This is a genomic window from Paraburkholderia sp. A1RI_3L, assembly GCF_048957895.1.
In the GTDB taxonomy this organism is placed as follows: Bacteria; Pseudomonadota; Gammaproteobacteria; order Burkholderiales; family Burkholderiaceae; genus Paraburkholderia; species Paraburkholderia kururiensis.
The window spans coordinates 38,733-64,708 of the sequence record NZ_JARCHA010000015.1 but is presented as its reverse complement, the minus strand read 5'-3'; the positions used below and the strand labels follow the sequence as shown (position 1 = coordinate 64,708).

The following is a 25,976-nucleotide window of genomic DNA, read 5'->3' as shown; positions in this document are numbered from 1 at the left end:
GAAGCAGGTCAGAGAAGCGGCGGCGGCCAGGCGAAGTCCGCGAAGTGCCGCCGGCGAACCGTCCTGAACCTAAACCGCTTCCGCAAGGCGCCGGCGCTCGGCGCGCTGCATGAAGTGATTCGCCACGATCACGCCAACCGTCACGACGGCGATGAAGAGCGTGGCGAGCGCGTTCATCTCCGGGTTCAGGCCGAGACGCACGCGCGAGAACACCACGAGCGGCAACGTCGTGGAGCCCGGGCCCGAGAGGAACGCCGAGAGCACGAGGTCGTCGATGGAGAGCGTGAACGAGAGCAGCCAGCCCGCCACCAGCGCCTGAGAAATGAGCGGCAGCGTGATCGCGAAGAACACCTTGACGGGCGTGGCGCCCAGATCGAGCGCCGCTTCTTCCAGCGACGGATTCAGTTCGCGCACACGCGACTGCACGATGATCGCGACGTACGAAATGCACAGCATCACGTGGCCGATCCAGATCGTGAAGACGCCGCGCCCCGCGGGCCAGCCGATCAGCTTGCCCATTTCCACGAAGAGCAGCAGCAGCGAAATGCCCTGGATCACCTCGGGAATTACGAGCGGCGCGTTGATCATGCCCGTGTAGAGCGTGAAGCCGCGAAAGTTGCCCATGCGCGCAAGCACGAAGCCCGCCCACGTGCCGATCACGACCGAAGCGAACGCCGTCATCAGCGCGATGCGCAACGAAAGCCAGGCGGCCGCGATCAGTTCGTCGTCGCGCACGAGCGCCGCGTACCACTTCGTCGAAAAATGCGTCCACACTGTGACGAGCTGCGAGTCGTTGAACGAATAGACGACGAGGCTCACGATCGGGATGTAGAGGAACGCAAAACCCAGGCCGAGCGCGATGATCTGCAGGATGCGGTTCGGCTTCATCGGCTGCGCCCCTCCAGGTCTTTCGCCTGGTAATGCTGGAACAGCGCCATCGGTACGAGCAGCAGCAGCACCATCGCGCAGGTCACCGCGGAGGCCATCGGCCAGTCGGCGTTGTCGAAGAACTCGTTCCACATGACGCGGCCGATCATGAGCGTGTTGGCGCCGCCCAGCAGTTCCGGAATCACGTATTCGCCCACTGCGGGAATGAACACCAGCAGGCAGCCCGCGATGATGCCGTTGCGCGAGAGCGGCAGCGTGATCTGCAGGAAGGCCTTCCACGGCTTCGCGCCCAGGTCGTAAGCCGCTTCGAGCAGCGTGAGGTCCATCTTCACGAGGTGCGCGTAGAGCGGCATCACGAGGAACGGCAGGTACGAATAGACCATGCCGATATAGACGGCCGTGTTCGTGTGATAAAGCTCGAGCGGCGCGTGAATGATGCCGATCGACATCAGGAAGTTATTGAGCAGCCCGTTGTTCTTGAGAATGCCGATCCACGCGTAGACGCGAATCAGGAAAGACGTCCAGAACGGCAGCATCACGCCCATCATCAGGATGTTGCGCGTGGCCGGGTTCGAGCGCGCGATGTAGTACGCCATCGGGTAGCCGAGCAGCAGGCACAGCAGCGTGGAAATTGCCGCGACCATGACGGAATTCACGTAGGTCGCGAAATACAGGCTGTCTTGCAGCAGGAACGCGTAGTGCGAAAGATCGAGCGCGACGTGGACGATGCCGTCCGCGTACGAGGTGAGTTCCGTGTATGGCGGAATGCCGAGCTGCTGGTCCGCGAAGCTGATCTTCACGACCAGGATGAACGGCACGAGGAAAAACAGCAGCAGCCAGACGAACGGCCCTGCCACCACGGCCGTGCGACCGGTCAGGTTGAATCGCCTCACCGGCCACTGGGTCAGCGCCTTCAGCTTGCTCTTCATGACGTCAGCACCACCCCGGCGGAGGCGCTCCAGCGCACGTAGACCTCGTCGTCCCAGGTGGGCGAATCGATCTCGGAAAGCGCGAGGCTCGACACGTTGGCGATCACGGTTTTGCCCGAGTCGAGCTTCACGTGATAGAGCGAGTAGCCGCCCATGTACGCGATGTTCTTCACGACGCCGTGGCCCCAGTTGAACGCGCCCTCGGGCGGCTTGCGCGTGAGCGCGATGCGCTCGGGCCGCACCGAGATCGTCACCGGCATGCCGAGCGGGCCCGTAATGCCGTGGTTCACGTAGAGACGCACCGGCAGTTCGGCGCATTCCACGAACACGTGGTCCGGCTCGTCTTCCACCACGTTGCCGTCGAAGAGATTGGTGGAGCCGATGAATTCGGCCGAAAAACGCGTGTTCGGGTATTCGTAGACTTCGCTCGGCGTGCCGAGCTGGACGATCTCGCCTTCGCTCATCACGGCGAGGCGGTTCGCCATCGTCATGGCCTCTTCCTGGTCGTGCGTAACCATGATGCAGGTGACGCCCACCTTGTCGAGGATGTTGACGAGCTCGATCTGCGTGCGCTGACGGATCTGCTTGTCGAGCGCGGACATCGGCTCGTCGAGCAGCAGGAGCTTCGGCCGTTTCACGAGCGAGCGCGCGAGCGCCACGCGCTGCTGCTGGCCGCCCGACAGCTGGTGCGGCTTGCGCTTCGCGAAGCGGCTCATCTGCACGAGGTCGAGCACGGCCTGCACGCGCTCCTTGATCTCCGCCTTCGGCACGCCTTCCTGCTTGAGGCCGAAGGCGACGTTGGCCTCCACCGTCATGTGCGGAAAGAGCGCGTACGACTGGAACATCATGTTCACGGGCCGCCGGTATGGCGGCAACTGCGCGAGGTCTTCGCCGTCGATCAGGATCTTGCCCGACGTGACGGGCTCGAAGCCCGCCAGCATGCGCAGCAGCGTGGACTTGCCGCAACCCGAGCTGCCGAGCAGCGCGAACAGTTCGCCCTTTCTCACCGACAGGCTCACGTTCTTCACCGCCACCGTCTCGCCGAACTTCTTGACGACGTCGATGACCTGAACGAAATCTTCCGTTGCACGGTCTGCAACGGGCGCATTGCCTCGGGACGCTGCACCGGCCGCTGCCGGCGCGCTCGACTGCTCACTCATGATTTGCTGCCCTGCTCCAGCACGGTTGATACACGGGGTTTGACGAACAAAGCCCCCGGCGGACACCGGGGGCCTCGTGGTTGCATGGCGGCTAGCGCCTCTCGCGCGGCCGCTGCCATGACCGCCACATCAGCGGCCGGACTTGAATTCCGTCCACAGTCGCGTTTGCAGCCGCTGGATTTCAGGCGGCAGCGGCTTCAACAGGAACAGCGTCTTCACGACGTCCGCGGGCGGGTAGATGGCCGGGTCGTTGGCGATGTCCTTGTCCACGTACTTACGCGCCTCGGCATTGGCGCTCGGATAGTAGACAGCATTTGTGATGGCGGCGTGGACCTGCGGCGTTTCGATGTAGTTGATCCACTCGAGCGCGGCTTCCTTGTGGGCCGCGTCCTTCGGAATGGTCATCACGTCAAACCAGATCGGCGCGCCGCCCTTCGGAATGAAGTACTCGATCTTGTAAGGTTTCTTCGCGTCGAGCGCGCGGTGCTTGGCGATCACCACGTCGCCCGACCAGCCGTAGGTGAAGCAGACGTCGCCGCCCACCATGTCGTTGATGTAGCCCGACGAGTTGAACTGCGTGATGTACGGCCGGATTTTCTTGAGCATCGCGAGCGCGGCGCGATAGTCGTCCGGGTTGTGGCTCATCGGGTCTTTGCCGATGTAATGGAGCGCCGCGGCGAACATCTGGTCGGGGGCATCGAGCACCGAGACGCCACAGGCCTTCAGCTTCGAAATATTCTCGGGCTTGAAAAGGATGTCCCAGTTATCGAGCGGAACGTTCTTGCCGAGAATCTGCTGCACCTTCGTCACGTTGTAGCCGAGGCCCGTCGTGCCCCATGCCCAGGGCACGGCGTACTTGTTGCCCGGGTCCGCGCCCGCCACGAGATTCATCAGTTGGGGATCGAGGTACTTGAGGTTCGGCAGCTTCGACTTGTCGAGCGGCGCGAAGATGCCGGCGGCGATCTGCTTGCCCGCGTAGTTGCTGGTCGGCACGACGATGTCGTAGCCGGAATTGCCGGTGAGGAGCTTGGCCTGCAGCGTGTCGTCGCTGTCGTAGTTGTCGTAGCGGACCTTCACGCCGGTCTGTTTCTCGAAGTTCGGGATCGTGTCCTTGGCGATGTAATCGGACCAGTTGTACACGTTGAGTTGCGTATCCTTCGCCATCGCCGTCGCAAGGGGCACCGCGCACAGTACGAGCGCCGCCAGCTGGCCCACCACCTGTTTCTTCATCCCGTTCTCCATGTGACCGGCATCGTGCCGGTGCTTGATCCCGCTCGATGCCGCTTGATCCTGTTTGACCCCGCCTGACGCCGCGCCGTGACCGGTGCGGCTCCTCCGAAAAACCCGAAACGTACCACTAATCGTTGTCCGCGACAAAAAAAATGCCCGGGTGTCGCGGATACGGCACAGCCTTTGCCCAAGCCGCTCCTCGGGCTGCCCTGGCCTCGACGGTGAGGTGACGGGCGCCTGCTTGCCGGCCGGCAGCGCCTCGTCCGGCGACCGGGGAAGCAAGCCGGAGAGACGCGCAAATCGGGCGCAATTTTATCGGGTTATGCGACGGTGTCTACTGCGAAAAAAGCCTGGCGGGTGGTGGCAAAAGCGGTGGCAAATGCAGTGGCAAATGCGGTGGCAAAAGCGGTGGCAAATGCAAGGCCGGCAATGAGGCCGGCTGCGAGCCCTGACTGCGGGCCGAACGGGGGCACAGAGCGGGCCCAAACGCGAAAGCGGATTGCACCACTGCGGTGCGGCAACCTTGGCGCCCGTCGGTGGCCGCGTCGCCCTATCTGATGGCCCACGCAGCGCGGCCCGATATCCCTACCGCGCGAGAGGCGTTCAGGGCATCGGTTACCATAGCGCACTTGCCGATGTTCGCTGGATATCCCCTGAATTCTTCCCGATGACCTCCAATCTGCACGACCTTCCCGACAGCCCCTGCATCGGCGTCTGCTCGACGCTTTTCGACGAGGTCTGCAAGGGTTGCGGGCGCACGGCCGCCGAGGTCTCGAACTGGGTCTTCATGAGCCACGACGAAAAGCGCGCCGTCTGGGAACGCATCCAGCGCGAAGGCACGGCAATGCGCTTCAAGTACGACAAGCTATAGGCGCCTGTCGCCTCAGCAGAAACAAAAAAACGCCGGGTTTCCCCGGCGTTTTTGTTCCCCCCTGAACGCGCTCTGTGGCGCGTTTGCGTTGCGCCTGTCGGTCAAAACTTCATACCGACGCCCACGCCCACCACGAGCGGGTCGATGTGGAGCGTGCCGAGCGACGCGCCGTTGAGCGACGCATCCGTCTTCATCCAGATCTTCTTGATGTCCACGTTGGCGAAGATCTTCTTCGTCACCTGGATGTCGATACCGGCCTGCAGCGCCGGACCGAAGCTGTGGTTGCCAACGGAGATCTGCGAGCCGCCCGCATGCAAGCCGTTGTTGTAGAAGAGCGTGTAGTTCACGCCGGCGCCCACGTACGGGCGAACCTTGCCCGCATGGTTGAAGTGGTATTGCAGCAGCAGCGTGGGCGGCAGCACGCCGACGCCGCCCAGGTTGCCGAGGCTCGAGGTGACCTGATGGCGCGACGTGCCGAGAATCAGCTCGACGCCCAGGTAGTCGCGGATCATGTAGGTGAAGTCGAGTTCCGGCACGATCGCGTTGTTCACATCGACGTTCAGCGCGGAAAGCGTATCGCTCGTGCGTGCATTCGGTTCGATGCTGATGGCGCGCAGACGTACCAGCCAGTCGCCGGCATGAATGCCGCCGCTGGTGGCGTCGGACACCGCGTCCGGCGTGGTGGTGGCGGCGTCTGCCGCGTTGGCCGCCGGGGCGGCGAATGCCGCGCCAAGCACACAGGCTGAAGCGGCAAGGGTCTTGATGAGCTTTTGCATGTCTTTCCCCGTGGTCAAAATGCCCTTGCATTCTGTAGGGCTTATTGCCACGGAGATTTGACGTTTATCAAGCCAGCGCAAACGCCCCCGATCGTGCGACAGCCGGTCGCGCCACGCCCGTCAGCAAGAGTTCAATGAGCTCGCGCACGCTGCGAATGGCATTGCCGAACGGCAGCGATTCGCGGCCGCGGAAGAAGAGCCCATTGGCGACGTCGCCGCGCAGCGCGGCGGCAAGACGCGTGTCGATACAGAAGTGGCCGAACTTTTCCACGCCGTCGCGCAGACCGCACACCGAAAGGCATTCGAGCGCCGTGGGGCACGCATTCTTGATGCTGCCGATCTTGGCGCGAATGCGCGACTCGTTGCGCAGGTAGCGCGCGAGCCACGGCGTCTTCACGGCGCGCGCAGGCAGCCCCGTCACGCTCACGAACTCGACGATGTCTTCGGGACGCGCATCGGCCAGCACCCGCTTGAAGTTCGGATGCGCGTCGCCCTCCTCCGTCACGGCAAAAGGCGTGCCGATCTGCACGCCGTTCGCGCCGGCCGCCAGCCACTTGCGCACGGCCTCGTGGCTATTGATGCCGCCCGCCACGATCAACGGCACGTCTTCGCGACGCAGACCGAGCGACGTGAAAACCGGATCGAGCTCGGCGAAAATCCGCTCGAACGAGAAACGCTCGTCGTTCATTTCGGAAAGATTGGTCACGCCGAGGTGGCCGCCCGCGTGGGCGGGATGCTCGATAACGACCGCGTCCGGCAAGCGGCCCTTCTTCATCCACTTCTTGAGCACGAGCGCGATGCCGCGAGCATCCGAGAGAATGGGGATCAGCGCGATGTCGTGACCCTGCGTGAGGTCGGGCAGATCGAGCGGCAGACCGGCGCCCATCACGATGGCGTGGGCGCCGTTCTCACAGGCCGCGCGCACGTAGTCGGCGTGCGCGCTCACCGCTTTCATCACGTTGACCGCAATCATGCCGCGGCCTTCCGAGAGCCGCTTCGCGCCTTCGATCTCGCGGGCGAGCGCGATCAGGTTCGCGCGCTCCAGCGTCTCGCGCCGCGGGTCCGCACGGCACATGTCGAGCAGATCCGGGTGATGGTGGCGCAGGTCGATGCTCGCAATCGTGCCGACCGCGCCTTCGCGCGCCACGCTGCCGGCGAGCCGATGAGCCGAAATGCCGACGCCCATGCCGCCCTGCACGATGGGCAACAGCGCGCGGCCGCGAATTCTGAGCGGCGCGAACGGGTGAGATGGAAACATGAGGGGTGCCCGCTTCTTTGGTGACGAAGCCGCCATGATCGCGTGACGCGACAGACGCGCTTTGCGCAAAATCAACGACTCCTGCGGACGGGCGGAAAAATCGCTGGTTGTTGATCGGCGTCATGTCGGCAACGGCGGCGAAACGGCGCGCTTGCCAAGTTTTTGGTGTAGTGGAAAGCCGGGCGGCGCCCTGTGAGCGGCCGGTTCAGGTCGCCGGCCGCATCGTCGGAGACCGCTCCGCGGTCACCGTCGGCGCCGTGAGCGACGCGGGCGGCCGGATCGCCGCCACAGGCGCCAATACACGACGTTCACCTTCGCCCGGCCTCGATTTCCAGCGTGCGGTCCGCAGCCACCAGCCTCACCGGATCCGTCTTCTTCCACTGCGATTTCGGCACGAGCACGGACCATTCGGCACTGGCCGTATCGCAGAAGAAGGCCGCCACCCCCACATAATTCGCGGCATCGCCGATCGGCTCGGACACTCTGACTGTCTGCCCCGGCCCCAGTGTCACGTCGCGGCTCCAGAGCGTCGCCGCCTTCAGTGCCTCGCTGCCTTCGAGCATCTGCGCCGGGGTCGCCGTGGCGAATGCCTTCCCGTCCTTCAGCTGGACGATGCGCAGCACGACCGGCAGCGACGCGCCGTGCGCGTCCGGGTTCAGCGCACCGCGCGCCGTGATCTCCAGGTTCATCTGCTCGACCTTCGTCTCGAACACCACGCGTGTGACGCTCACGGCGCCCTCCTTCACCGACTGCCACGTCCCGCATGCGGAAACCGTCAGCGCCAAGATCACGCCGGGTGTGTATCGCCTGATTGAAGTTGTCATCAGAATGCGGCTCCCTTCCAGTCGGTGCCCGGCCAGAGCGTTTCCTCGCCATCGACCGTCAGCACCAGTTGCACGGAATGCTGCAGGCTCGCGTAGCGCCCGAGGAAATGGGCCAGCACGTCGCCGAACAGCACGACATCGCCCGGTCCGTCGAAACCACCCGCATCGAGTTCGACATGGACGCGCACGACCGGCAACACGTCCCTGCGCCGGGTGGTCTGCTCGTGAGAGAAACGCACCGACCGGATCGCATCGATACGCCGCGAGATCGTGTCGTCGGACGCCCAGTCGTAGAGTTCGAGCACCTCGCGCAGCACCGGAGCGCCCTCCACGAGCATCCGGTTGAATTCGTTCGCGCCGTTCGCGGTGTAGTGGCCCAGCACGCGCCAGTCATAGCCCGGGTAGTCGCGCGGCGGGTACTGCGGCAGGCTGGGCGCGGTCAGGTTGCGTACCGATGCGATGCCGGTAAAACCGGTGACGGTCTCCGTGATCGTCACCTGCGCGAGCGCGAGGCGCGGCAGGCGGCCGTTGTTTGCGAGCGCGCGCACCATCACGTGGTGGTCGGGTTGGGGATGGTCCTCATCGCCGTGTGCGTCGCCATACGTCCCCGCCCACAGCTGACCAGCCAGCGTCACCCACAGCTCGCGTCCCACCGCGCCGTGGCGCGTCGCGGTATGGAAGTACCGCTCGGGGTTGTCGTAGCGCAGCATCCAGCCGCGATGCCGGAAGCTCGTGAATGGCGTGTAGGCATGCCGGGCGCTGCCCTCCGGGTCGGCGGCGGTCACCGTGAGCAGGTCGTAGGGCTCGACGTGATCCTCCAGTGCCGGATGCACGCGCACGCGGTGTTCGGTGTCGTGCCAGCCGGCGGGATGCAGCGGCAACGCGTCCACCTCGAACAGGTTGATTACCGGCGTGCAGAAGAGCCGGAAGCTGTCGCGGCCCACCGGCTGGTCGCCGGGCATGCGACCGTCCAGTTCGAACTCGAAGGTCAGGCGCGTTTCGTTCGCCGGCACCATTGCACTGTCGAAGCCGCACAGGTCGACGAAGTGGAATTTCTGCGGGAACACGAAATACTCGAGCAGTGTCTGTTCGCGATCGAGTGCCTCGTTGCGCGCGGCGTCCATGACTGGCCACAGCCGCGTGGGCGGACCGAAGCCTGACGGCTCGAAACGCACACCGTCGAGTGGCTGAAGCTCGCCGTCACGCACGGACGGCAAGCGCAGGCCGACCGACGCAACCTGGCGAGTAAGCGCCACATACAGTGCCGCGGCGGCCGCGCGCTGGCCATGCAGGTACAAGCGGATGCGCGACAGGTCCACATGTTCGCGCTGGTCCCCGAACCAGAGGCCCAGCGTGAGGCGGATGACCGTGCGCCCGTCCGCACGGACCGCCACGGTTGAGTCGTCGACTGAGAGCGGCAGCAGGTCGACCGCCTGCGTCGTGCGGAACGGGCAGCGCACCGCATCGGGGCCGACGGGCGCCGAGCGCACCACGGCTCCGGCAGGAATGCTCGCCGTCATCGAACCGCCGCGCTGCAGGGGCAAACATTCGATGATGGACAGCGACGGAACCGGGCGCGCCATGTGCCCGTAGAGGTTGTCGAGCAGCCCTTCGGTGACTTCCGGCATCCCGTCGTCGAGCTTCATGCGCAGCCGTGCCACGAGCAGCGCGAAGCCTTCACTGACCGCCCGGACCGGTCCACCCTCCTCGCCACGCGCCGGGCCTGGCTGCATGCCCAGGCGCCGCGCGGCGTCGGGCTGGGCGCGTGCGAATTCGCGGCCGGCCTCGCGCAGATAGCGCATCTCGGCATCGAAATAGCGCAGCAGCGGACTCGCTTCTTCCTGCTGGAACAGTTTCCACGGTGCGCTCACGGCTGCAGCTCCGGTGGTAACGGCGGCAGCGATGGCAAACCGCCGATCACGCCCGCGCGGCCCGTCACGAAGATGCGCTCCGGCATCCGGAAGCCGCGCAGCCTGAGCAGTTCCAGCGGCCCGGCTCCCGCCTGTACGCGCAGCAGGTAGCGCAGCGGTGGCGGTGCATCGGGGTTCGTGACAGCACTGGCGATACGGGCGGCACTCGCAGCCGAAGCGGTTTTTGCATCATCGCCGCCTGCCGCGCTGTTCCAGGCCAGTTCGTAGCGCGTATCGTCGAGTGCCCTCACCTGGGCTTTCTCCAGCATGCGCAGGAAGGCCCAATCGCCGGTGCTGTCGAAGGCGATACGCACCCCTGCGTTCAGCGTCTGCCACGTCAGCGACGCCTGGCCGTGCAGGCCGTCTCCCGGCCAGGCAAACGGCGTCCATGCTTCCTGCTGGTTGAAGTAGGCGACGCGGTGGCCGTCGACGGAAAGCTCCGTGCGCGTCACGCCCGGCGTGGACTGCGGCATGAGCGCGAAGCGGTAGCTGGCCTCGCCCTGCGCATAGAGACGTGCCCCCATCGGACCGGTCAGGCGCAGCATGGCGAGAAACTTCGGATCGAACTGCAGCGACTGCGGCGCGAGTTCGTTCGGCACCCACTGGTCGCCCTGCCGCTTCAGCACACCCGACAGCTCGACCTGGATGAAGCGGTTGACGAGCCCCGTATCGGGCCGTACGTAACGGCCAAATTCCGCAAACGAGGCATCCGCCGCCGTCGGCGAGAACGGATAGCGCGAGGCGAACGTCGAGGCGAACGGGGCCGCGACACCCGCGCGCCATGCCTCGTTCAGGCTCGCGGCCGCGGGCTGCAAAACGGCCTCCCATGCCGCGTCGAGCGGCTGCACGAACATCGTCTGCCCGAACCCCGCCCACTGCGCGCCGAGACTCGCGGCGGTCAGCGCCGCGTCGTCGCGCGCCTGCGTGAGATCGGAGAGCTTGCCCTGGAACACGGCCTGTGCGAGCGAACGCGCCATCGCCTGTGCGTCCGGACTCGACTGGATCTGCTGCAGCTTCAGGCGCACGGTCGTGTCGGCGGTCAGCACGCGCGGGAGGCTCACGCCGCTGAACGCGGCGGCATTCGTGCCATTGGCCGCCTGGCTATTCCCCGCGGCTGGCGGCGCCGCGTTTGCCGCGTTTGCCGCGCCCATCAGCGCGAGCAGCGGACCGAACGTGCGGTCCAGCGGATTCACCACGGGCGCCTGCGTCGCGTTGCTGTCGCCGCCGTCGAACAGACCCTGCGCCCTGCGCACGAGCGTATCGGTGAGGGCCTGCGAGGGACGGCCCGCCTCGCCCTGATACTGCACCGACTTCATGACCGCCAGCAGCGGCGAGGTCTGTGCGTCGGTCAGGCGCGTGAGCTGGTCGATCACCGCAGAGAAGCTGTTGGCGGGCAGCCACTGGAAGCTGTTGAGCATGCCTGCCCATGCGGTCGTGTAGTCGGTGAAATAGCGCTCGCGCAGCCGCTTTTTCAGGGCGACCGCGCCCTGTCTTGCTTCCGCTTCGGCCTGCGCCGCCCCGACCGCGCCTTCCACGGTGGTGGCATTGACGCGCGCGATCGGCTGTTCGCCGGTCAGTACCCAGTCGCCTTCGACATGCTGGCCTTTCACGGCGTCGTCGATGGCCTTTTCGACCACGCCTTCCCAGGCCGCGCGCGTGAAGACGCCCGGCACCGTCTGCGTGGTCGTGAAGAGGCCGTGTGCGTCGGCGCCGGCCAGCAGCGTGGCGAGCGACACATCTGCGTACCGGCCGCGCGCATCGCCGAGCACGCGCTGGTAGAGCGCGTCGTCGCTGGCCGCGAGGCCGATCTGGTTCACGAGCGTCGAGCGCATCTGCGTGACGAGCGGCGCCGACGCGTTGAGCCGCCACTCCGGATGCACCCTGAGGTGAGCGGACCAGAAGCCCGTGAGCTGCTGCGAGACGTCGAGCCATTCGCCCGCGCGCATGCCGGCAACGGCGGACCAGACCTCAAGCATCTGCGCCTTGAGGAACGGCGCGTCGGTACGGGCCGGCGTGGCGAGCATGAGATAGGCCTTGAGGCGGTTGTAGGCGCGCTGTTGCGCGTCGTGGCTCTGCTGCTCGTCGGCACGGACCTGCGAGAGCTGGGCGAGCTGCCCTTCGAACGCCTGCGCGACCGGCTGGCGCAGGTTGCGGATGGCGACGGTCTGGTAGGGCTGCCACAGCGCGGCCAGAAGGTCGTCGTTGCGCGAAAGGCCCGCACGCAGGTACCACGGCGTGCCGTGCTGCTGGCGGTATTCGAGTGTCGCGATGCGGTTCTGGAGGGCGAGCTGTGCACGCAGCGCCTGGGGCGTGCCGGGGGTGGCCGCAAGTGCGGCCTCCGCAGCCGTCTGGGCGTCATGCACCAGCGCCCGGTTGCCGAGACAGGACACCATGAGCAGCACCGTCCACACAACGGCGGCGGCCAGCACGCATGTCGCGAGGACGTTGGGCCAGTACAGCCCGGTGCGGCGGCCGTGGTAGGCCGGCATCGAGGCGGCAATCTGTTTCCACACCGGGACCAGCGCCCGGGGCTGGAGCGGCGTGACGAGGCTCACGGGCGCGGGCTGGGCTGCCGGGGGCGTCCCGGTTCCCTGTCCGGTCGGATTCTCGCGATCAACGACCGGTACCGGCACGGGCGACGTGCCTTCAAAAACAGGCGCGAACACGACACCTGCCAGCGGTGCGCGCAGCCAGTTCGATGAGGCCAGTGCCCCGAGGCTCGCGGCGATGTGCCCTGCGTGGTCGCCGACATACTTCGAGACCTCCAGCGTCCACCTCATCCAGAGCGGCGCGCCTGCCTGCGACACGCCGATGTCGGCCGTCCTGCGTTGCACCTGGCCCAGCAACGCAGGCGCGCGGCCAGCCGACGCCTGTGCCTGCCTACGTGAACCGCCGGGCAGAAACGTACCCACTGGCTCGAACTGTTCAGGCGGGTGGCCCTGCGCCTCGACCGGATGCAGGAACGTGACGGGCGCGGCCCAGCGCAGCGCCGTGGCGATGGCCGACAGCCTGCGCGGCAGTTCGGTGTCCGGATCATTAGCGTGCGCGACATGCACGATGCCATCGACCGGCCGGTGCCAGCGCAGCCGCCGGATCTGGTCCAGCCACTTCGCCGGGTCGATGCCGTCCGGTGAGGCGTGCACGAGAACCGTTTCGCCTACCTGCATGACGGCCGCCTGCTTCAGGCCTGGCGCGACCTGTTCGACACGTTCGTCTGTACCGTTCACCAGCAGCCAGCGCAGGCGGCCGCGCCAGAACCAGCCGTGCGAGACGCGCAGTTCCTCGTACAGGCGTTGCAGACGTGCGTCGCGCCTGAGTGGCTTCGCGGCCTTCGTGTAATCGCCGGTCTCTCTCTCGAAAAGCCGTCCCGCGAAACCGTACGTCCCGGTCGCAAACAGTACGAGATGAATCACGACGACGATAGCGAAGATGGCAAGGATGGCAATGATCGCCTTCAGCTTCGGCTCGCCGGCGGCCACACCCACCATGTCGCCACGCACCGAGACGATGCCGATCGCAAGCAGGGCGACAACGAGAGCCGCAACGGGCAGGCCCCAGATCGCGAGGCGGCCCCGTGACGCCGGTTGCTCCATTGACGCTGCCGCCTCAAGCGGTTGCAGGGAAAGCCTGGGGTCTGTCATCGGTAATCCGGTTGTTATCGGTTGTTGCAGGCATGACGCGCAGGACTACGGACTGCAGGCCGTCGACGATCAGTTGCGGGCCATCGGCCGCACCGGCCTCGACAGCGGCGGCAACCGCCAGCCAGCCGTTCGCGTCGCCCATGTCGCCCACCACGCGATCGGGCCGAAGTTGCGCGTCGTCTTTCGCAATCGCGTCCATATGGGCAGCACTGAGCGCCCTGTCGCAGCCTTCGACGGGCCGGGTGATCCATGCGCGCACGAGCAAGTTGCAAGCTGCCTTGCCCCAGACGGCAGCATTGGAGAAGCCGTATTCAGCCTCGCCTTCAATTGCCCGGACAGGACGATGCAGCAGCGCCACAACCGTCACGGCCTCCGGCAGTCTGAAGTAGCCCGGCGAGAGCAGCACCACGATACAGCCCTCGGTGCTGCCCTCGGGCGGCCCCTTCTCATGCCAAGCCGTCGCCACCACGAGCAGCGGCCTCGCCTCCTTCGCATCGAGCCAGGCATCGGCGACCATCAGCCCGTCCATAGCCGGCGATGCCTGCACAGCGAGCGGCGGCAGGCCCCCGATGCGCAGGGCATCGATGACCCGCGCGACATCCGCCTGCTCGCTGCCGGGGACACTCAGCACGCGGACCTGCGGCCACCATTGCCGCTCGTAGCACGCGAGCGCACGCAGGCTAACTGCAAGCGGCTCCAGCGCCCTGACGATCTTGAGCGTGAGCAGAGAAACCTGCGCCGGCGCAGTTGGATCAGCGGTCTCTTCTTCTCCTGCAAAGCGGTCGATAACGACTGGCTCGTCAACCCGCCAGTCCGCCTCCTCGAAGCGGACATGTTCGACAGGTTTCGAGCCAGCGCGCGGCACCTGTGAAGCGGGCAATCGCACTTTGCTGGCCATGGCTTCGGCGAGCGTCTGTTCAGGTGCTCCGCCGAGGGGCAGGCAGTACCCGATGCCCAGTACCTGGAGGGGCTTCTGCGCGGCGCGCAGCCGCTCTGCCAGCCACCGTTTACGAAACTCATTACGCCAGTGGGCGCGGTACCAGAGTGCCTCAAAGCCGGCCCGCTCGACGGCAAACAGGAACACGAATGCGCCATTAGGAAAACCAGCAAAACAGAGCCAGAACCAGGCGCCGCGCGCCGGCTCTGCCTTCGGCCAAAGCACCATCGCAATGGCAACGCCCGATACGTTGCAGGCAAGCCAGATGCAAAACCACCACGGCCAGAACCTGGGTCGGCGTGGATAGGCGCTCGGGCGCCCGGCGGGAGAAAGATCGACCGGCATTACTCGACGTTGAAGTTCATCAATGACGAAAGCAGCCTGCATCCGCACGCACAGCGATAGTGGTGAAAGGCGACGACCCTGCCGTCCCGGTCGGGAAATTTCTCGTAACCCTCGGCAATCGTAGTGGGTCCGTGCTGCTCGCAGATCGCCTCGTCACCCTTGCGGGCGAGCGGGCGGCCCATCACCTCGAACCACGGGGAGCCCTCTGTGACTTCGCCACCGTTTTCCAGCTTGTCGCCCTTGCGGATGGGGGATTTCATCATTGCACCTGTATCGCCGTTTTTAAGTGTGACCAGAAAAAAGATGATTTTTTCGTGAGACACGATTTGGATTACTTAAATCATCAATTCAATGACTGAAAATTAGAAATTCATATTCCTCACTTCAACTTAGGCGCCACAGGATATTTTCTTGCAAGCGCCTTTCTAATCGACTCAGCGTCTTTATATTGCGCATGTGTAGCGCGACCATCGCGAAAGCCACATTCGCATTGCTCCACAAAGGGGGCGCTGGCATCGCTCTGCAATCCCACAAAAACAGCACCTTTTTGAGCGCTTCCAGTTAACTTGTAAATATAACCATCGAAATATTCGCCACCATAATCGTAGTGATTGAGCGGCGTTCGCACTAGAATGACGATTTCTTTATCTTTGGCGTCGTGATCCGCATTCGCAAAAAAGACAGTAGCAACTTCTGGAACACCATCTTCTTTTGTGTAACGATCAAATATTTCATCGTGCCAAATATGGTTTCCGTCTGAAAAAATTAAATGCGCATCTAATATATAAGGTTTACTATCTTTTGCATAACCCGGCACATCTGACGTGTTCATCACAAAGTAAATGTATGCCCCTTGCATCGCGGATCCAGCGTCGATGATCGGCGGCTGCAATTTTTGACTCTCATCGGTACGAGCACTTACCGCTGCCTGAACCGCTGCAGGAATATCTGCTGCATAAGCCCGCGGAAAAATCAGCAGAAAAAATGACGCTAACAATAAATGAAATGCAGAAATCCACCGAATATTCATAAAACCGAGCCTTTAATAAATTCAACTGAGATATGTCCTCACTGAGAATACTGTCTGCAGACGCTGCATGTGGGACCGGGAAAGTAGATTACACCCCTTCCTCCGTTTGACGTTCCAATGTGTCATCCGTCGGCATTCTTGGCGTATCGCCAAGAATGAAATAGGCGTAACGAAAGAACTGCTGCCGCGCAGGTAACCCGCCTGCACCACCCACTAAAACAAAGCATCCTTGGACATCTGTGTTGCTAGAGCCATGGTCGGCCTTTCTGTTGATACGAGTCTTAACCCAGAAGTAGCCGGCAGAATCTGCCGCCGTTTCTGCGTCAGATTGCAATAGCGTGGGGTTCGGATCAGTCGTAAAATTCTTGGCACGGTAAGTGCTGTATTCACCGTAACTGTTTCGCCACGTAAGGTGAATCAGCCCGCGGCCGCAGAAACGAGGACCGTCGCCAGACTGTACATTCCCACCTGCCGCGGCTTTCGCGTGAACCTCACCGGGACGCTGAGCTATGTATGTAGCGCGATCACGGTGTTTCAGAAAGCCAAGATTCTTAAGCCAATTGTATTTGTTATCAAAATCATAAGCAGCGTCACTAGCGGTATAGTTCTCATACATTTTCCGAAAGTAATCTGCATTTCCATTTTCTCTTGTCGAGCATAAAGCCCCTGTCTCCTTAAAAATCTGACCCAAAAAATGAGCTTTCCGAAGATTACTGTTAAATCCGTATTTTTGAAACATATGATTGAGCGCTAGCCACATGTGCTTCGGCGATTGCCCACGAGAATCGTCGTTGCCATCAACAAATCGCTTCTTGCTTTCGACCCACGATATGTGGCCGCCAGCATCAGATATCGATTTCCGAGGTAGCAATTGAATCTGCTCCTGAAGGCTTAACCACGCACACTTCCTGAAATACCGGATAAACGCGAGCGGATGGAAGAACCAGAGCTTCTGGCCGGCAGGCAACCCCGTCACGTCCCAGAACTGAAGTTCCTTGAGGTACTTCAGAAAATCCTCGTAGCCCTTCTGGTTGCCGTGATAGAACCCGCCCTCGTCGAGCAGCTTCGCGAAGCGCGTCTCGTTGTGCCTGCTATCCCACTCGCCCGGTGCGTTGCAGATGAATCCGCGCAGGGCCTGACGTACCTCGTCATGGCCCTTCACATAGTACGAAAGCGCGTCTGCCTTCTGGACTTCGGTTGCGTCCTTCACTACTGCGGGCTGCTCGTTGGCCGCAGCGTCCCTGACGAGCCTCTTCAACATCTCGACATCGCACAACCCGTCACTATCGAAGGGCGTATTGCCGTCGCTGATCTTCTGCCAGCCCATGAAAGACGGGAAATCCGCGTCAGAAAGTTTCCTGACCTCTTCCTTGCTGATATCGATGTAACCCTGCTTCCCCGTGTCGTAGGGTATCTGCACCCACGTCGCACGGGCTGCCTCCGGGAGGGTCGCAGGCGTGGACAGAATGCGCCCGAAGCGCAGCATCTCGTAGCCGTCGCTCGGGCAGGCTTCGTAGAGCGCCGTTGCACGATGGTACAGATCGTATTCGTAGTCCTTTTCCTCGACCGGCTCTGGCGTCAGAAGTGTGCGCGAGCCGTCCGCCGCAACGCTCCAGACATTGGTGTACTTCGCTCCCTTGCTGAAGTACATCTCCACGACAAGGGGCAGGGCGTTCGTGCCTGCGAGGCCGGCCTTGAAAGCGATGCCGTGGAGTTTGCCGTGCGCGTCCGTTCCCTGAGGCAATGCGTAAAACTGCTGCCCTGCTGGAATGGTGAGACAGGTATGCCCCCAGCAGTCCGACGTTGTCGCCGTTCCCGGCGAGGCCACTCCGAGTTGCGTGTGCCCGAAATACGCATCGAAATCGCCCTGCGTCATGAATATCTCGAAGTGCAGGTAGGTGACGCCCTGATAGCGGCCGAGAAAACCCAGCACATCCTTGCGCCGCACCTTCTCGCCATTCCCCTTCGCCGCAGGCGTGACCTTGCCCCGGGTATCCGGCCCGGACGACTTTTGCAGGAACGCCGGTAGCCGGGCTCCGTCGTGTCCGAACGTGTGGTATTCAGCCAGCGGCAGCAGGTGCATGTAGAGCGAATAGAACGTCAGCGTGCGTCCGTCACCGGTTTCGGTCGAGTGCCTGAGCAGCACGAAACCCGCATTGCCGTTGCCGTCATCCATCGCGTGCTGGCAGACGCGGTATGCCACCACCTCGCCGTCGGCGATGGCATGGACCGGACCGTGCACGTCCGGCGCAAGATGGGTGCCGCAATGCCAGCTCCGGTCGGCTGCGACCGGATAAATGCCGTGCGCCAGTTCGAATTTGTCGACGGCATCCATCATCGGGTCCGGCTTCGAGCCGTCGGTGGACGTCAGGCCCGATGCGGGCAGAAAGGGTGGGCTGATGATCATGACGTGTCAGTTCGTATGGGGAGGACGGTCGTTGACCTTGAGGTCGCTTTTCGGCAGGACGGGCAACTGCGCGGGCACGTTATCGGGACCAACAAACGTGAACGACGCCGCCTTGACCGTGAACGCACCGGGGCAGTGGAACGTCATGTTGCCGCCCTCGATCACGAGCGAAGCGCCGCCGCTGTTGAGCGTGATCTTCGATTTCGCCGCCACCTGCACGTCCGCGTCCTCGCTGGCAATGCGTAGCTGCTTCTGCGCGAAGAGGTCCATGCCGTCGGTAAGCGCGGCTGCCGTGAACCTGCCTTTCGCTGCGGTCAGATTGATACCCAGCTTGTGGGCGCACAGCGAGATCAGGTCGCCCGCTGCCATGCGCAGACGCCTGACGACACTCACGTCCATGTCCCTGCCCGCCGTGACGATCACGCTTTCGCCCGCCGAGTGCTGCGCCGATTTCGGCGTCACGAACGCCAGGCCGCCCGGTGCGCTCGCGAGCAGCCCCGCGTCGCGAAGCTGGTTCAGTCCGTCAAGCAACGCCGTCTGCGTGGCACGGTCGGCCGCATCGGCGCCGGCCTGCCTGGTCGCCATCGCCAGATCCGTCACGCGCTGCAGCGCCGCCTTGAGCTGGGCGATGGCAGCCGGCATCTCCAGGTGCGGCGTATCCGCCCCGGCGGCCGCGTCCGCCGTGAGGAACAGACCCTTCGCCGCGCGCACCGTGCCCCAGCCTTTGGTCGTGATCTCGAAGCCTTCGCCACGCGGAAGCTTTTTGCTGCTGAGCAGATACCCCTGGTTGAACGCCGCCTGGCTGTACACCGTTGCAATGCGCGCGCTCTCCTTGCCGCGCAGGTCGTTGAACACGATCTCCGCGCCGAGCAGCGGCGAGCGCCAGATGGCATAGCTGAACAGGGCATCGTCGCCGCGCACCACGTCTGGATGCGAGTAGTCGTGCAGCGCGCCGCTGATGTGCAGCCGGTCCACGTCCCCGTGAGCCGCTTCGAGCATGACCTCCGTGCCGGGCAGTAGCGGCGAGTGGAAACCGCCCTGGTACGACGACGAGGGACGCAGCAGTCGCAGGTGCAGCAGCCTGGTGCGGGCATTCGCCGGTCCCCGCAGGAACTTCGGCAGAACCGGATAGCGGCCATACTCGTCGAGAAACGCGTAGGGGGCAGAGTCCAGGGTTGTCACGACACCGACCACCGGGCCGTTCAGGAATCGCCAGTCCCGCTCGTAGTCGAAGCGCGGACGGTAGGCCAGATGCCCAGGCATCGCCTTGAAGCGGGTATAGGCAGGGTCTGTGCGGCTGCCCTTCATCCTGAACGACGTCACCACGAAACCGTACCCGGCGCCCGGCATCTTCGTGTTGGTCAGCCTGATCACCACGCCCGGTGCGATGCCTTTCGCGTCGCTCGCGCCGGCGAACGTCACCTGACGCGCGATCTGCTCGTCGCGCCGCGTCTGCGCGAGCGCTTCGCCCTGCTGCCGGGTGAGATGAAACTCCGCACTGCGGCTGATCCGGCCGAACACCGACCGGTCGTCGTCTGCGGAAGAGATGTTCGCCGTGGCCTGCAGCGGGTCCTCCGGCGTGCGGTAGTTGCGCTCCCACAGCTCGATCGTGGCCGGTACCAGCGTGCGCTGCCCGTGGACCTCCTGGGCCGCCTCGTGCCAGTTGCTGTGCAGGCCCGAACCCGCCAGCAACGGCAAGTTGATCGAACGGATATAGGCGCGCGGATTGTCCGCGAACACGAGAATGTCGAGCAGCCCGTTCTCGCCGCGCTCCTGCCGGTAGAACCAGAAGATCCCCTTGCGCTTCGCGTGACGTGCGATGAAAGCCCACACCGACTCCTCGTACATCACCACCTGCTGCATCTTTTCCTGGGGACCGTCCAGGTGGAACTCGACATCGAAGGCGTCGATGTTCTGGCCGTCGACCAGCTTCGTGCGGACCAGTTCCTCGAACGTGACATCCTGAAGCACATCGGAGTACACCATGCGCTTGCCGAGCGCCGCAAAGCGCGGCTCGATGCGCAGTTCGTAGGCCGCCTCGTCGCGGCTCGTGCGGATGCGCTTCCAGCGCGTCACCACGCCGTTGAAGGTAGCCGCGGCATGATCGACTGGCGTGGCCCAGGTGGCCGACGGCACTGCTGCGCGCTCGTCGATCTGCAGGCCCGCGCGCCGGCCAACGTAGTCGCTGCCGTCGATATCGAGCCGCGGCGACGTGACCGTCACACTGACCACGTAGTCCTTGCAGAAGCCGCCGCGCACCTTGAAGTCGAGCACATCGAGATCGTGCTCCTGAGCGCCGATCCACAGCCTGAGATGCTGGGTCAGCCGCGCGCTGGGGTGAAGCAGCGCATCGGTAAAACGCTTTGCGGGAGTATTCATTCCGCGCATCCTCGTCCGGTTTAAAAGAGCGATGCGAAGCAGATTAATTCGCACGCTATTAAGCCGGATAACCGTATCAGAAGCGGACTGAGATATTGTCACTAATGGTCAATAAGCGCCGCCGGTATTTAAAGACGCGTAGCGATTTCTGGCGCAGCCGTGCTCGATGCATAAAAGAAATGCATTCTTCTGTGATGGAGCAGTTGCCCGGCCCCGACGTGGCGCCTCATGTCGGCCTCAAGCCGCCTCGCGCCGATGCGCGACGTCAGCCACGGCGTGGCAGCGCATATCGGCCTATCGGCGCGCAACAAGATCGCGCCTGAAATAAAAATGGGCACGCAAAGCGTGCCCATTTTTATTGGTAGAAGTTGGCGCGATGGCCTGGCATTTCGCCGGCGCCGTAACGCTTACTGCACACCCTGACTCGCGAGAAAATCCTCGTAATTGCCGCCGAAGTCGTTCAGCTTGCCGTCCGTGCGCACTTCGATAATGCGGTTCGCAAGGCCGCTCACGAATTCGCGGTCGTGCGAGACGAAAATCAGCGTGCCTTCGTACTGCTCCAGCGCGATCTGAAGCGACTCGATGGACTCCATGTCCATGTGGTTGGTCGGCTCGTCCATCAGCAACACGTTGTGACGGCCCAGCATGAGCTTGCCCCAGATCATGCGACCCTTCTCGCCGCCCGAGAGCACCTTCACGGACTTGCGGATGTCGTCGGCATTGAAGAGCAGCCGGCCCAGCGTGCCGCGCACGGCCTGGTCGTCGTCGCCTTCCTTGCGGTACTGGTCGATCCACTCCATGAGCGTGACGTCGTCCGGAAACTCCTCGTAGGTGTCCTGCGGCATGTAGCCCACGTTCGCGTTCTCGGCCCACTTGATGGAGCCGCCGTCGAGCGCCAGATTGCCCTGCAGCGCGCGCAGCAGCGTGGTCTTGCCCGCGCCGTTCTCGCCGATGATCGCGATGCGCTCGCCCGGCTGCACGCTCAGACTGAAGTTCTGGAAGATCGTGCGGTCGTACTTCTTGGTGATGCTTTCGGCCACCACGACGATGTTGTGCAGCTTCTTTTCGAACTCGAAGCGGATGAACGGGTTCTGCCGCGACGACGGCTTGAATTCCTCGATCTTGATCTTGTCGATCATCTTCAGGCGGCTCGTGGCCTGGCGTGCCTTCGACTTGTTGGCCGAGAAGCGGCGCACGAAGTCCTGCAGTTCGGCCACGCGTTCCTTGGCCTTCGCGTTCGCGGCGACCTGGCGTTCGCGCGCCTGGGCCGAGGCCAGCATGTAGTCGTCGTAGTTGCCCGGATAGATCTTGAGCGTGCCGTAGTCCATGTCCGCCATATGCGTGCAGACCTGGTTCAGGAAGTGCCGGTCGTGGGAGATGATGATCATCGTCGAGTTGTACTCGTTGAGGATGTCTTCCAGCCAGCGGATCGAATTGATGTCGAGGTTGTTGGTCGGTTCGTCGAGCAGCAGCACGTCGGGCTTCGAGAACAGCGCCTGGGCGAGCAGCACGCGCAGCTTCCAGCCAGGCGCCACGTTGCTCATCGGGCCGTTGTGCAGGTCGCCGGCAATACCGATGCCGAGCAGCAGTTCGCCCGCGCGCGCTTCGGCGGTGTAGCCGTCGTATTCGGCGAACTTCGCTTCGAGCTCGGCGGCGTGCATGTAGTCGTCGTCGGTGGCTTCGGGGTTCGCGTAGATCGCGTCGCGCTCGGTCATGGCGGCCCACATTTCGGTGTGGCCCATCATCACGACGTCGAGCACGCGCACGTCTTCGTACGCGAACTGGTCCTGGCGCAGCTTGCCGAGGCGCACGTTCGGCTCGAGCATGACGGTGCCGGAAGACGGCTCGAGGTCACCGCCCAGGATCTTCATGAAGGTCGACTTGCCGCAACCGTTCGCGCCGATCAGGCCATAGCGGTTGCCTTCGCCGAATTTGACCGAGATGTTCTCGAACAAGGGCTTCGGCCCGAATTGCATGGTGATGTTGGCGGTAGACAGCACGGCGTGTCCTTTGGTCCTGTGGTGCTCAGAAAATGCCCTGGGAGGGATGCCCCGGGAGGTGCTAGATGGGGTGTTACAGCAGGGTGATCGACGGATTGATCACGCGTTCGTCACGGGTCTATCACGGCTCTACCGCCGTCCCCGGCCCGTTTCAAAGGGCAAACGAGGCAGATCGACGAAAAACCCGTGATTTTAGCAGGTTATGGGGTCGTGAGGGTGCCGTGGGCGGCGCGCCCGGTTTTCCTGGGGGCGGATGTTCGCGCGATTCGCCGACCCGATTCGCCGACCCAATTCCCGCCCTTGATCCCCACCCTTGATTCCCGCCCTCGATTCACGGGGCCGGATGGGCTTCCGGCTGCGTCGCGGCCCGCCCCTTTTAGCGGCGGTGCCGCAGCCTCATTGTGGCCCCGTGGCCCGCCCCCTGCCCGCCCTCACATGGTACGCGGCGTCTGCAGCACGTCGATGAATGCCGAAAGATCCGCGTCTGCCAGCCCCATCGCCGCACCCAGCCTCAGAAGCTGCTGCACCGTCCCCGAGACCGGCATCGGCGTGCCTGTGGCCGCCGCTGCGGCGGCGATCGTCTCCACGTCCTTCTGGAAGGTTTTCAGCGCGCCGATGGGCGCGAGGTCGCGTTGCGTCATGCGCGGCACGAAGGTCTGGAGCAGCGCCGAGTCGGCCCAGCCGCCCGCAAGCGCTTCGGCAAGCTTCGCGGCCTCGATGCCGCTGCGCTGCGCGAGGCTCACGGCTTCCGCAATCGCAGCCACCGTGGCGGTCACGATGGCCTGATTGCACAGCTTCGTGGTCTGCCCCGCGCCGCTGCCGCCCATGCGCGTGATGCGCGCCGCGTAGGCCGCGACGAGCGGCATCACAGCCGCGACGTCGGCCTCGTCGCCGCCCGCCATCACGGCGAGCGTGGCGGCCTGGGCGCCCGCCACGCCGCCTGACACGGGTGCATCCACCCAGCCCACGCCCGCCTCTCTCGCGCGTTCGGCAAACGTGCGGGTGGCGGCGGGCGGAATGCTCGAATGGTCGACGATCAGGCGTACGCGTGAGGCTGCTGACCCATGCGCCCGCAGGGCGCTTCCACTTTGTCCCAGCAGAGCGCTTCCACCCTGCCCCGGCAGGGCTTCCCCGCCTTGCGCCGGCAAAGCCGCGCCCCGGCCGCCCCGCGAACCCGTGTGGTCAGCAACGGGCACCAGTCCCAAGGAACCGAGCACGCCTTGCTCGCCGAATACGACCGCCTCCACGGCTGCCGCGTCCGCGACGCAGAGCAGCACGACTTCGGCGCACGATGCCAGTTCGCGCGGCGTGGCGACCACCTGCGCGCCCTCAGGCGCAAGCGCCTCGGCCTTTTCGCGCGTGCGGTTCCAGACGTGCACCGCGTGCCCCGCACGCAGCAGATGACGGATCATGGGCGCGCCCATCAGCCCCGGGCCGCAAAAACCGATGTCCACGTTCGAAGTCCTCCTCAAGTCGATCCCGTATCAGCGGGCGACCATCATACCGGCGCGACATCGCGGTCGCACTCGGTGTGCGGCCGTGTCTCGCCGCGTCTCCCCGCGTCTCCCCGCGTCTCGCCGTGTGCTCGTGGTGCGCAGTCTTGCTGCTCCGCCTGCCGCCCTGCCAGCTCGTCCCGCGACACCGTTCGAGGTCCGCCGTGTCGAGCCGGCCCGGGCATGCGTCCTGCGCCAGCCTCAACACGCAACACACGGACGCGCAAGGCGCAAGCACGAAGGCACGCCTCACCGCCGTTCCCCGTTGCCTATACTCGTTTCGAACCGACCGCGAGGAGCACACCATGGACGATCACGTCTACAAGCAGATCGAGCTGACCGGCTCGTCGACCACGTCGAGCGACGACGCCGTGCGCCGCGCCATCGAGCGCGCATCGAAAACGCTGCGCAACCTGCACTGGTTCGAAGTGACGGACACGCGCGGGCACATCGAGGGCGACCGCATCGTGCACTGGCAGGTGACGATCAAAGTGGGTCTGCGGATCGAGGAATGAACGGCAGGAATGGTACGAATGGCGAAAGAGAAAACGGCGCGGCTGGCAGGCAGCACGCCGTTTGAAGCGTTCGCAAACGCCGAGGGAAGCGGCCATCCAAGGCTGGCCGATGGAAAGATGCCAGCCTGAGCGACCCGGCCGCGTCGCCGGCCTGATTTTGCGGGTCCGCGCCCGGCTAAAAAGGGGCGCCTTGGGCCTGTCCGGTCAGTCGCTGCTCACGGCTCCGCTGCCGAGCTCCCCGGCCCGCAGCAGAGTCCGCGCCTTACGTCGATTTACTTCGGCAACGCCCCATCCACACCCTCGACATACCAGTTGAGCCGCTGCAGGTCCGCGTCGCCGAGCGTCTTGCCCGCCGGCACCTTCACCGCGCCCGACTGGTCCTTGATCGGGCCCGTGAACACGTCCCACTTGCCGCTTGCCAGCTGGGCGCGCTTCGCGTCCACGTCCTTGATGGCATTGGCCGGAATCGCGCCCGTGTTCAGGTCTTCGAAGTTGACGGCCTTCTGCGGAATGCCCCACCAGACCGGATCGTTCTTCCACTTGCCGTCCAGCACCTGCTGGATCGCCGCCGTGTAGTAGACGCCCCAGTGGCCCACCACCGAGCCCAGGTGCGCGTCAGGCCCGAACTTCTTCATGTCCGAGTCCCAGCCGAACGCGTGGACCTTTTTTTCCTCGGCCGTGGCGAGCGTCGCACTCGAATCGGTGTTTTGGAGCAGCACGTCGGCGCCTTGTCCGATCAGCGTTTCGGCGGCCTGCTTTTCCTTGCCCGGATCGAACCAGCTGTTGATCCAGATGACCTTCGTGTGGATCTTCGGATTCACCGACCGCGCGCCGAGCGTGTACGCGTTGATGTTGCGCACCACTTCGGGAATGGGCACCGAGGCGACGAAGCCGAGCGTGTTGGTCTTCGTCACGTAGCCCGCGGCCACGCCGGCCAGATAGGCGCCCTGGTACATGCGCACGTCGTAGGTGCCGAAGTTCGGCGCCTTCTTGTAGCCCGTGGCGTGCAGGAACACCGTGTCGGGGAAGTCCTTCGCGACCTTCAGCTCGAAGTCCTGATAGCCGAAGCTCGAACCGATGATGACCTTGTTGCCCTTCGAAGCGAGGTCGCGGAACACGCGCTCGGAATCGGCCGACTCCGGCACATTCTCCACGCGCGTCACCTTGATCTTGCTGCCGAACTTCGCTTCGGCTTCCTTGGACCCCTGGTCGTGCGCGAAGGTCCAGCCCGCGTCGCCTGGGTTGCCGAGATAGACGAAGGCGACGCCGGGCACGTCGGCAGCCTGCGCCGGTGCCTGCAGCCCCACGGCGCCGACGAGCGCCGCAGCCGATGCGAATGCGGTCAGCAGTGTTCTTTTCATCTTGTTTCTCCTGTTGTGTAGC

19 protein-coding genes are annotated in these 25,976 nt (G+C 64.1%); 2 read left to right on the top strand and 17 right to left on the bottom strand.

Features of this window, described 5'->3' with window-relative positions; all coding sequences use genetic code 11:
- Window positions 1-69 precede the first annotated feature (69 nt).
- The 4 genes from PXJ20_RS28380 to PXJ20_RS28365 form a co-directional block, all read right to left on the bottom strand.
- Window positions 70-888: an ABC transporter permease subunit gene (locus PXJ20_RS28380; protein ID WP_421029218.1), complete on the bottom strand. Its 819-nt coding sequence runs from the start codon at window positions 886-888 to the stop codon at window positions 70-72.
- On the bottom strand, window positions 885-1,817 hold the full coding sequence (locus tag PXJ20_RS28375; RefSeq protein WP_421029217.1) for an ABC transporter permease subunit: 933 nt from the start codon (window positions 1,815-1,817) through the stop codon (window positions 885-887). The genes PXJ20_RS28380 and PXJ20_RS28375 overlap by 4 nt, the downstream gene beginning before the upstream one ends.
- Window positions 1,814-2,977 (bottom strand): ABC transporter ATP-binding protein, encoded by a 1,164-nt coding sequence (locus tag PXJ20_RS28370; RefSeq protein WP_421029216.1) that lies wholly within the window; start codon window positions 2,975-2,977, stop codon window positions 1,814-1,816. Before PXJ20_RS28370 ends, PXJ20_RS28375 begins: the two co-directional genes overlap by 4 nt.
- Before the next feature lie 129 nt (window positions 2,978-3,106).
- Window positions 3,107-4,207 carry a polyamine ABC transporter substrate-binding protein gene (locus PXJ20_RS28365; protein WP_413213762.1) on the bottom strand — a complete coding sequence of 367 codons (1,101 nt, stop codon included), beginning with the start codon at window positions 4,205-4,207 and terminating at the stop codon, window positions 3,107-3,109.
- A gap of 667 nt (window positions 4,208-4,874) precedes the next feature.
- Between PXJ20_RS28365 and PXJ20_RS28360 the strand changes: the two genes are divergently transcribed.
- Window positions 4,875-5,078: a DUF1289 domain-containing protein gene (locus PXJ20_RS28360; RefSeq protein WP_421029215.1), complete on the top strand. Its 204-nt coding sequence runs from the start codon at window positions 4,875-4,877 to the stop codon at window positions 5,076-5,078.
- A 101-nt stretch (window positions 5,079-5,179) separates the two neighbouring features.
- On the opposite strand, the gene PXJ20_RS28355 is transcribed toward PXJ20_RS28360, so the two are convergent.
- The 12 genes from PXJ20_RS28355 to PXJ20_RS28300 all read right to left on the bottom strand — a co-directional run bounded on the left by PXJ20_RS28355 (window position 5,180) and on the right by PXJ20_RS28300 (window position 24,039).
- Window positions 5,180-5,854, bottom strand: coding sequence for an OmpW/AlkL family protein (locus tag PXJ20_RS28355; RefSeq protein WP_126879363.1), 675 nt, complete (start codon window positions 5,852-5,854; stop codon window positions 5,180-5,182).
- A 67-nt stretch (window positions 5,855-5,921) separates the two neighbouring features.
- Window positions 5,922-7,112 carry an NAD(P)H-dependent flavin oxidoreductase gene (locus tag PXJ20_RS28350; RefSeq protein ID WP_421029214.1) on the bottom strand — a complete coding sequence of 397 codons (1,191 nt, stop codon included), beginning with the start codon at window positions 7,110-7,112 and terminating at the stop codon, window positions 5,922-5,924.
- 308 nt (window positions 7,113-7,420) lie between these two features.
- Window positions 7,421-7,936, bottom strand: a complete 516-nt coding sequence (gene tssJ / locus PXJ20_RS28345) for a type VI secretion system lipoprotein TssJ (protein WP_421029213.1) — start codon at window positions 7,934-7,936, stop codon at window positions 7,421-7,423.
- Window positions 7,936-9,807 carry a type VI secretion system baseplate subunit TssF gene (gene tssF, locus PXJ20_RS28340; protein WP_421029212.1) on the bottom strand — a complete coding sequence of 624 codons (1,872 nt, stop codon included), beginning with the start codon at window positions 9,805-9,807 and terminating at the stop codon, window positions 7,936-7,938. The genes tssJ and tssF overlap by 1 nt, the downstream gene beginning before the upstream one ends.
- A complete protein-coding gene (locus tag PXJ20_RS28335) occupies window positions 9,804-13,487 on the bottom strand; it encodes an ImcF-related family protein (protein WP_421029211.1) in 3,684 nt (1,227 codons plus the stop codon). Before PXJ20_RS28335 ends, tssF begins: the two co-directional genes overlap by 4 nt.
- Window positions 13,453-14,769: a hypothetical protein gene (locus PXJ20_RS28330; RefSeq protein ID WP_421029210.1), complete on the bottom strand. Its 1,317-nt coding sequence runs from the start codon at window positions 14,767-14,769 to the stop codon at window positions 13,453-13,455. Before PXJ20_RS28330 ends, PXJ20_RS28335 begins: the two co-directional genes overlap by 35 nt.
- On the bottom strand, window positions 14,769-15,029 hold the full coding sequence (locus PXJ20_RS28325) for a PAAR domain-containing protein (protein ID WP_421030908.1): 261 nt from the start codon (window positions 15,027-15,029) through the stop codon (window positions 14,769-14,771). The genes PXJ20_RS28330 and PXJ20_RS28325 overlap by 1 nt, the downstream gene beginning before the upstream one ends.
- A gap of 119 nt (window positions 15,030-15,148) precedes the next feature.
- Window positions 15,149-15,799, bottom strand: coding sequence for a hypothetical protein (locus PXJ20_RS28320; protein ID WP_413213756.1), 651 nt, complete (start codon window positions 15,797-15,799; stop codon window positions 15,149-15,151).
- An 88-nt stretch (window positions 15,800-15,887) separates the two neighbouring features.
- Entirely contained in the window at window positions 15,888-18,206 is a 2,319-nt protein-coding gene (locus tag PXJ20_RS28315; RefSeq protein WP_421029209.1) for a hypothetical protein, read from the bottom strand.
- A 6-nt stretch (window positions 18,207-18,212) separates the two neighbouring features.
- Complete coding sequence (locus tag PXJ20_RS28310; protein ID WP_421029208.1) at window positions 18,213-20,585, bottom strand: DUF2345 domain-containing protein; 2,373 nt, start codon at window positions 20,583-20,585, stop codon at window positions 18,213-18,215.
- Between the two features lie 407 nt (window positions 20,586-20,992).
- Window positions 20,993-22,585 carry an ABC-F family ATPase gene (locus PXJ20_RS28305; RefSeq protein WP_017775968.1) on the bottom strand — a complete coding sequence of 531 codons (1,593 nt, stop codon included), beginning with the start codon at window positions 22,583-22,585 and terminating at the stop codon, window positions 20,993-20,995.
- 431 nt (window positions 22,586-23,016) lie between these two features.
- Window positions 23,017-24,039: an NAD(P)-dependent oxidoreductase gene (locus tag PXJ20_RS28300; protein ID WP_421029207.1), complete on the bottom strand. Its 1,023-nt coding sequence runs from the start codon at window positions 24,037-24,039 to the stop codon at window positions 23,017-23,019.
- 344 nt (window positions 24,040-24,383) lie between these two features.
- On the opposite strand from PXJ20_RS28300, the gene PXJ20_RS28295 reads away from it, so the two are divergent.
- A complete protein-coding gene (locus PXJ20_RS28295) occupies window positions 24,384-24,593 on the top strand; it encodes a dodecin (protein WP_017775970.1) in 210 nt (69 codons plus the stop codon).
- A 272-nt stretch (window positions 24,594-24,865) separates the two neighbouring features.
- On the opposite strand, the gene PXJ20_RS28290 is transcribed toward PXJ20_RS28295, so the two are convergent.
- On the bottom strand, window positions 24,866-25,954 hold the full coding sequence (locus PXJ20_RS28290) for a BMP family ABC transporter substrate-binding protein (protein WP_017775972.1): 1,089 nt from the start codon (window positions 25,952-25,954) through the stop codon (window positions 24,866-24,868).
- Window positions 25,955-25,976 lie beyond the last annotated feature (22 nt).

Excerpts from the sequence above, each read along its gene's own strand:
- PXJ20_RS28325 (WP_421030908.1), bottom strand. The coding sequence starts at position 15,029 with ATGAAATCCCCCATCCGCAAGGGCGACAAGCTGGAAAACGGTGGCGAA.
- PXJ20_RS28335 (WP_421029211.1), bottom strand. The coding sequence starts at position 13,487 with ATGACAGACCCCAGGCTTTCCCTGCAACCGCTTGAGGCGGCAGCGTCA.
- PXJ20_RS28350 (WP_421029214.1), bottom strand. The coding sequence starts at position 7,112 with ATGTTTCCATCTCACCCGTTCGCGCCGCTCAGAATTCGCGGCCGCGCG.
- PXJ20_RS28320 (WP_413213756.1), bottom strand. The coding sequence starts at position 15,799 with ATGAATATTCGGTGGATTTCTGCATTTCATTTATTGTTAGCGTCATTT.
- PXJ20_RS28290 (WP_017775972.1), bottom strand. The coding sequence starts at position 25,954 with ATGAAAAGAACACTGCTGACCGCATTCGCATCGGCTGCGGCGCTCGTC.
- PXJ20_RS28315 (WP_421029209.1), bottom strand. The coding sequence starts at position 18,206 with ATGATCATCAGCCCACCCTTTCTGCCCGCATCGGGCCTGACGTCCACC.
- PXJ20_RS28365 (WP_413213762.1), bottom strand. The coding sequence starts at position 4,207 with ATGAAGAAACAGGTGGTGGGCCAGCTGGCGGCGCTCGTACTGTGCGCG.
- PXJ20_RS28370 (WP_421029216.1), bottom strand. The coding sequence starts at position 2,977 with ATGAGTGAGCAGTCGAGCGCGCCGGCAGCGGCCGGTGCAGCGTCCCGA.
- tssJ (WP_421029213.1), bottom strand. The coding sequence starts at position 7,936 with ATGACAACTTCAATCAGGCGATACACACCCGGCGTGATCTTGGCGCTG.
- PXJ20_RS28330 (WP_421029210.1), bottom strand. The coding sequence starts at position 14,769 with ATGCCGGTCGATCTTTCTCCCGCCGGGCGCCCGAGCGCCTATCCACGC.
- PXJ20_RS28295 (WP_017775970.1), top strand. The coding sequence starts at position 24,384 with ATGGACGATCACGTCTACAAGCAGATCGAGCTGACCGGCTCGTCGACC.
- PXJ20_RS28360 (WP_421029215.1), top strand. The coding sequence starts at position 4,875 with ATGACCTCCAATCTGCACGACCTTCCCGACAGCCCCTGCATCGGCGTC.
- PXJ20_RS28375 (WP_421029217.1), bottom strand. The coding sequence starts at position 1,817 with ATGAAGAGCAAGCTGAAGGCGCTGACCCAGTGGCCGGTGAGGCGATTC.
- PXJ20_RS28380 (WP_421029218.1), bottom strand. The coding sequence starts at position 888 with ATGAAGCCGAACCGCATCCTGCAGATCATCGCGCTCGGCCTGGGTTTT.
- PXJ20_RS28310 (WP_421029208.1), bottom strand. The coding sequence starts at position 20,585 with ATGAATACTCCCGCAAAGCGTTTTACCGATGCGCTGCTTCACCCCAGC.
- PXJ20_RS28355 (WP_126879363.1), bottom strand. The coding sequence starts at position 5,854 with ATGCAAAAGCTCATCAAGACCCTTGCCGCTTCAGCCTGTGTGCTTGGC.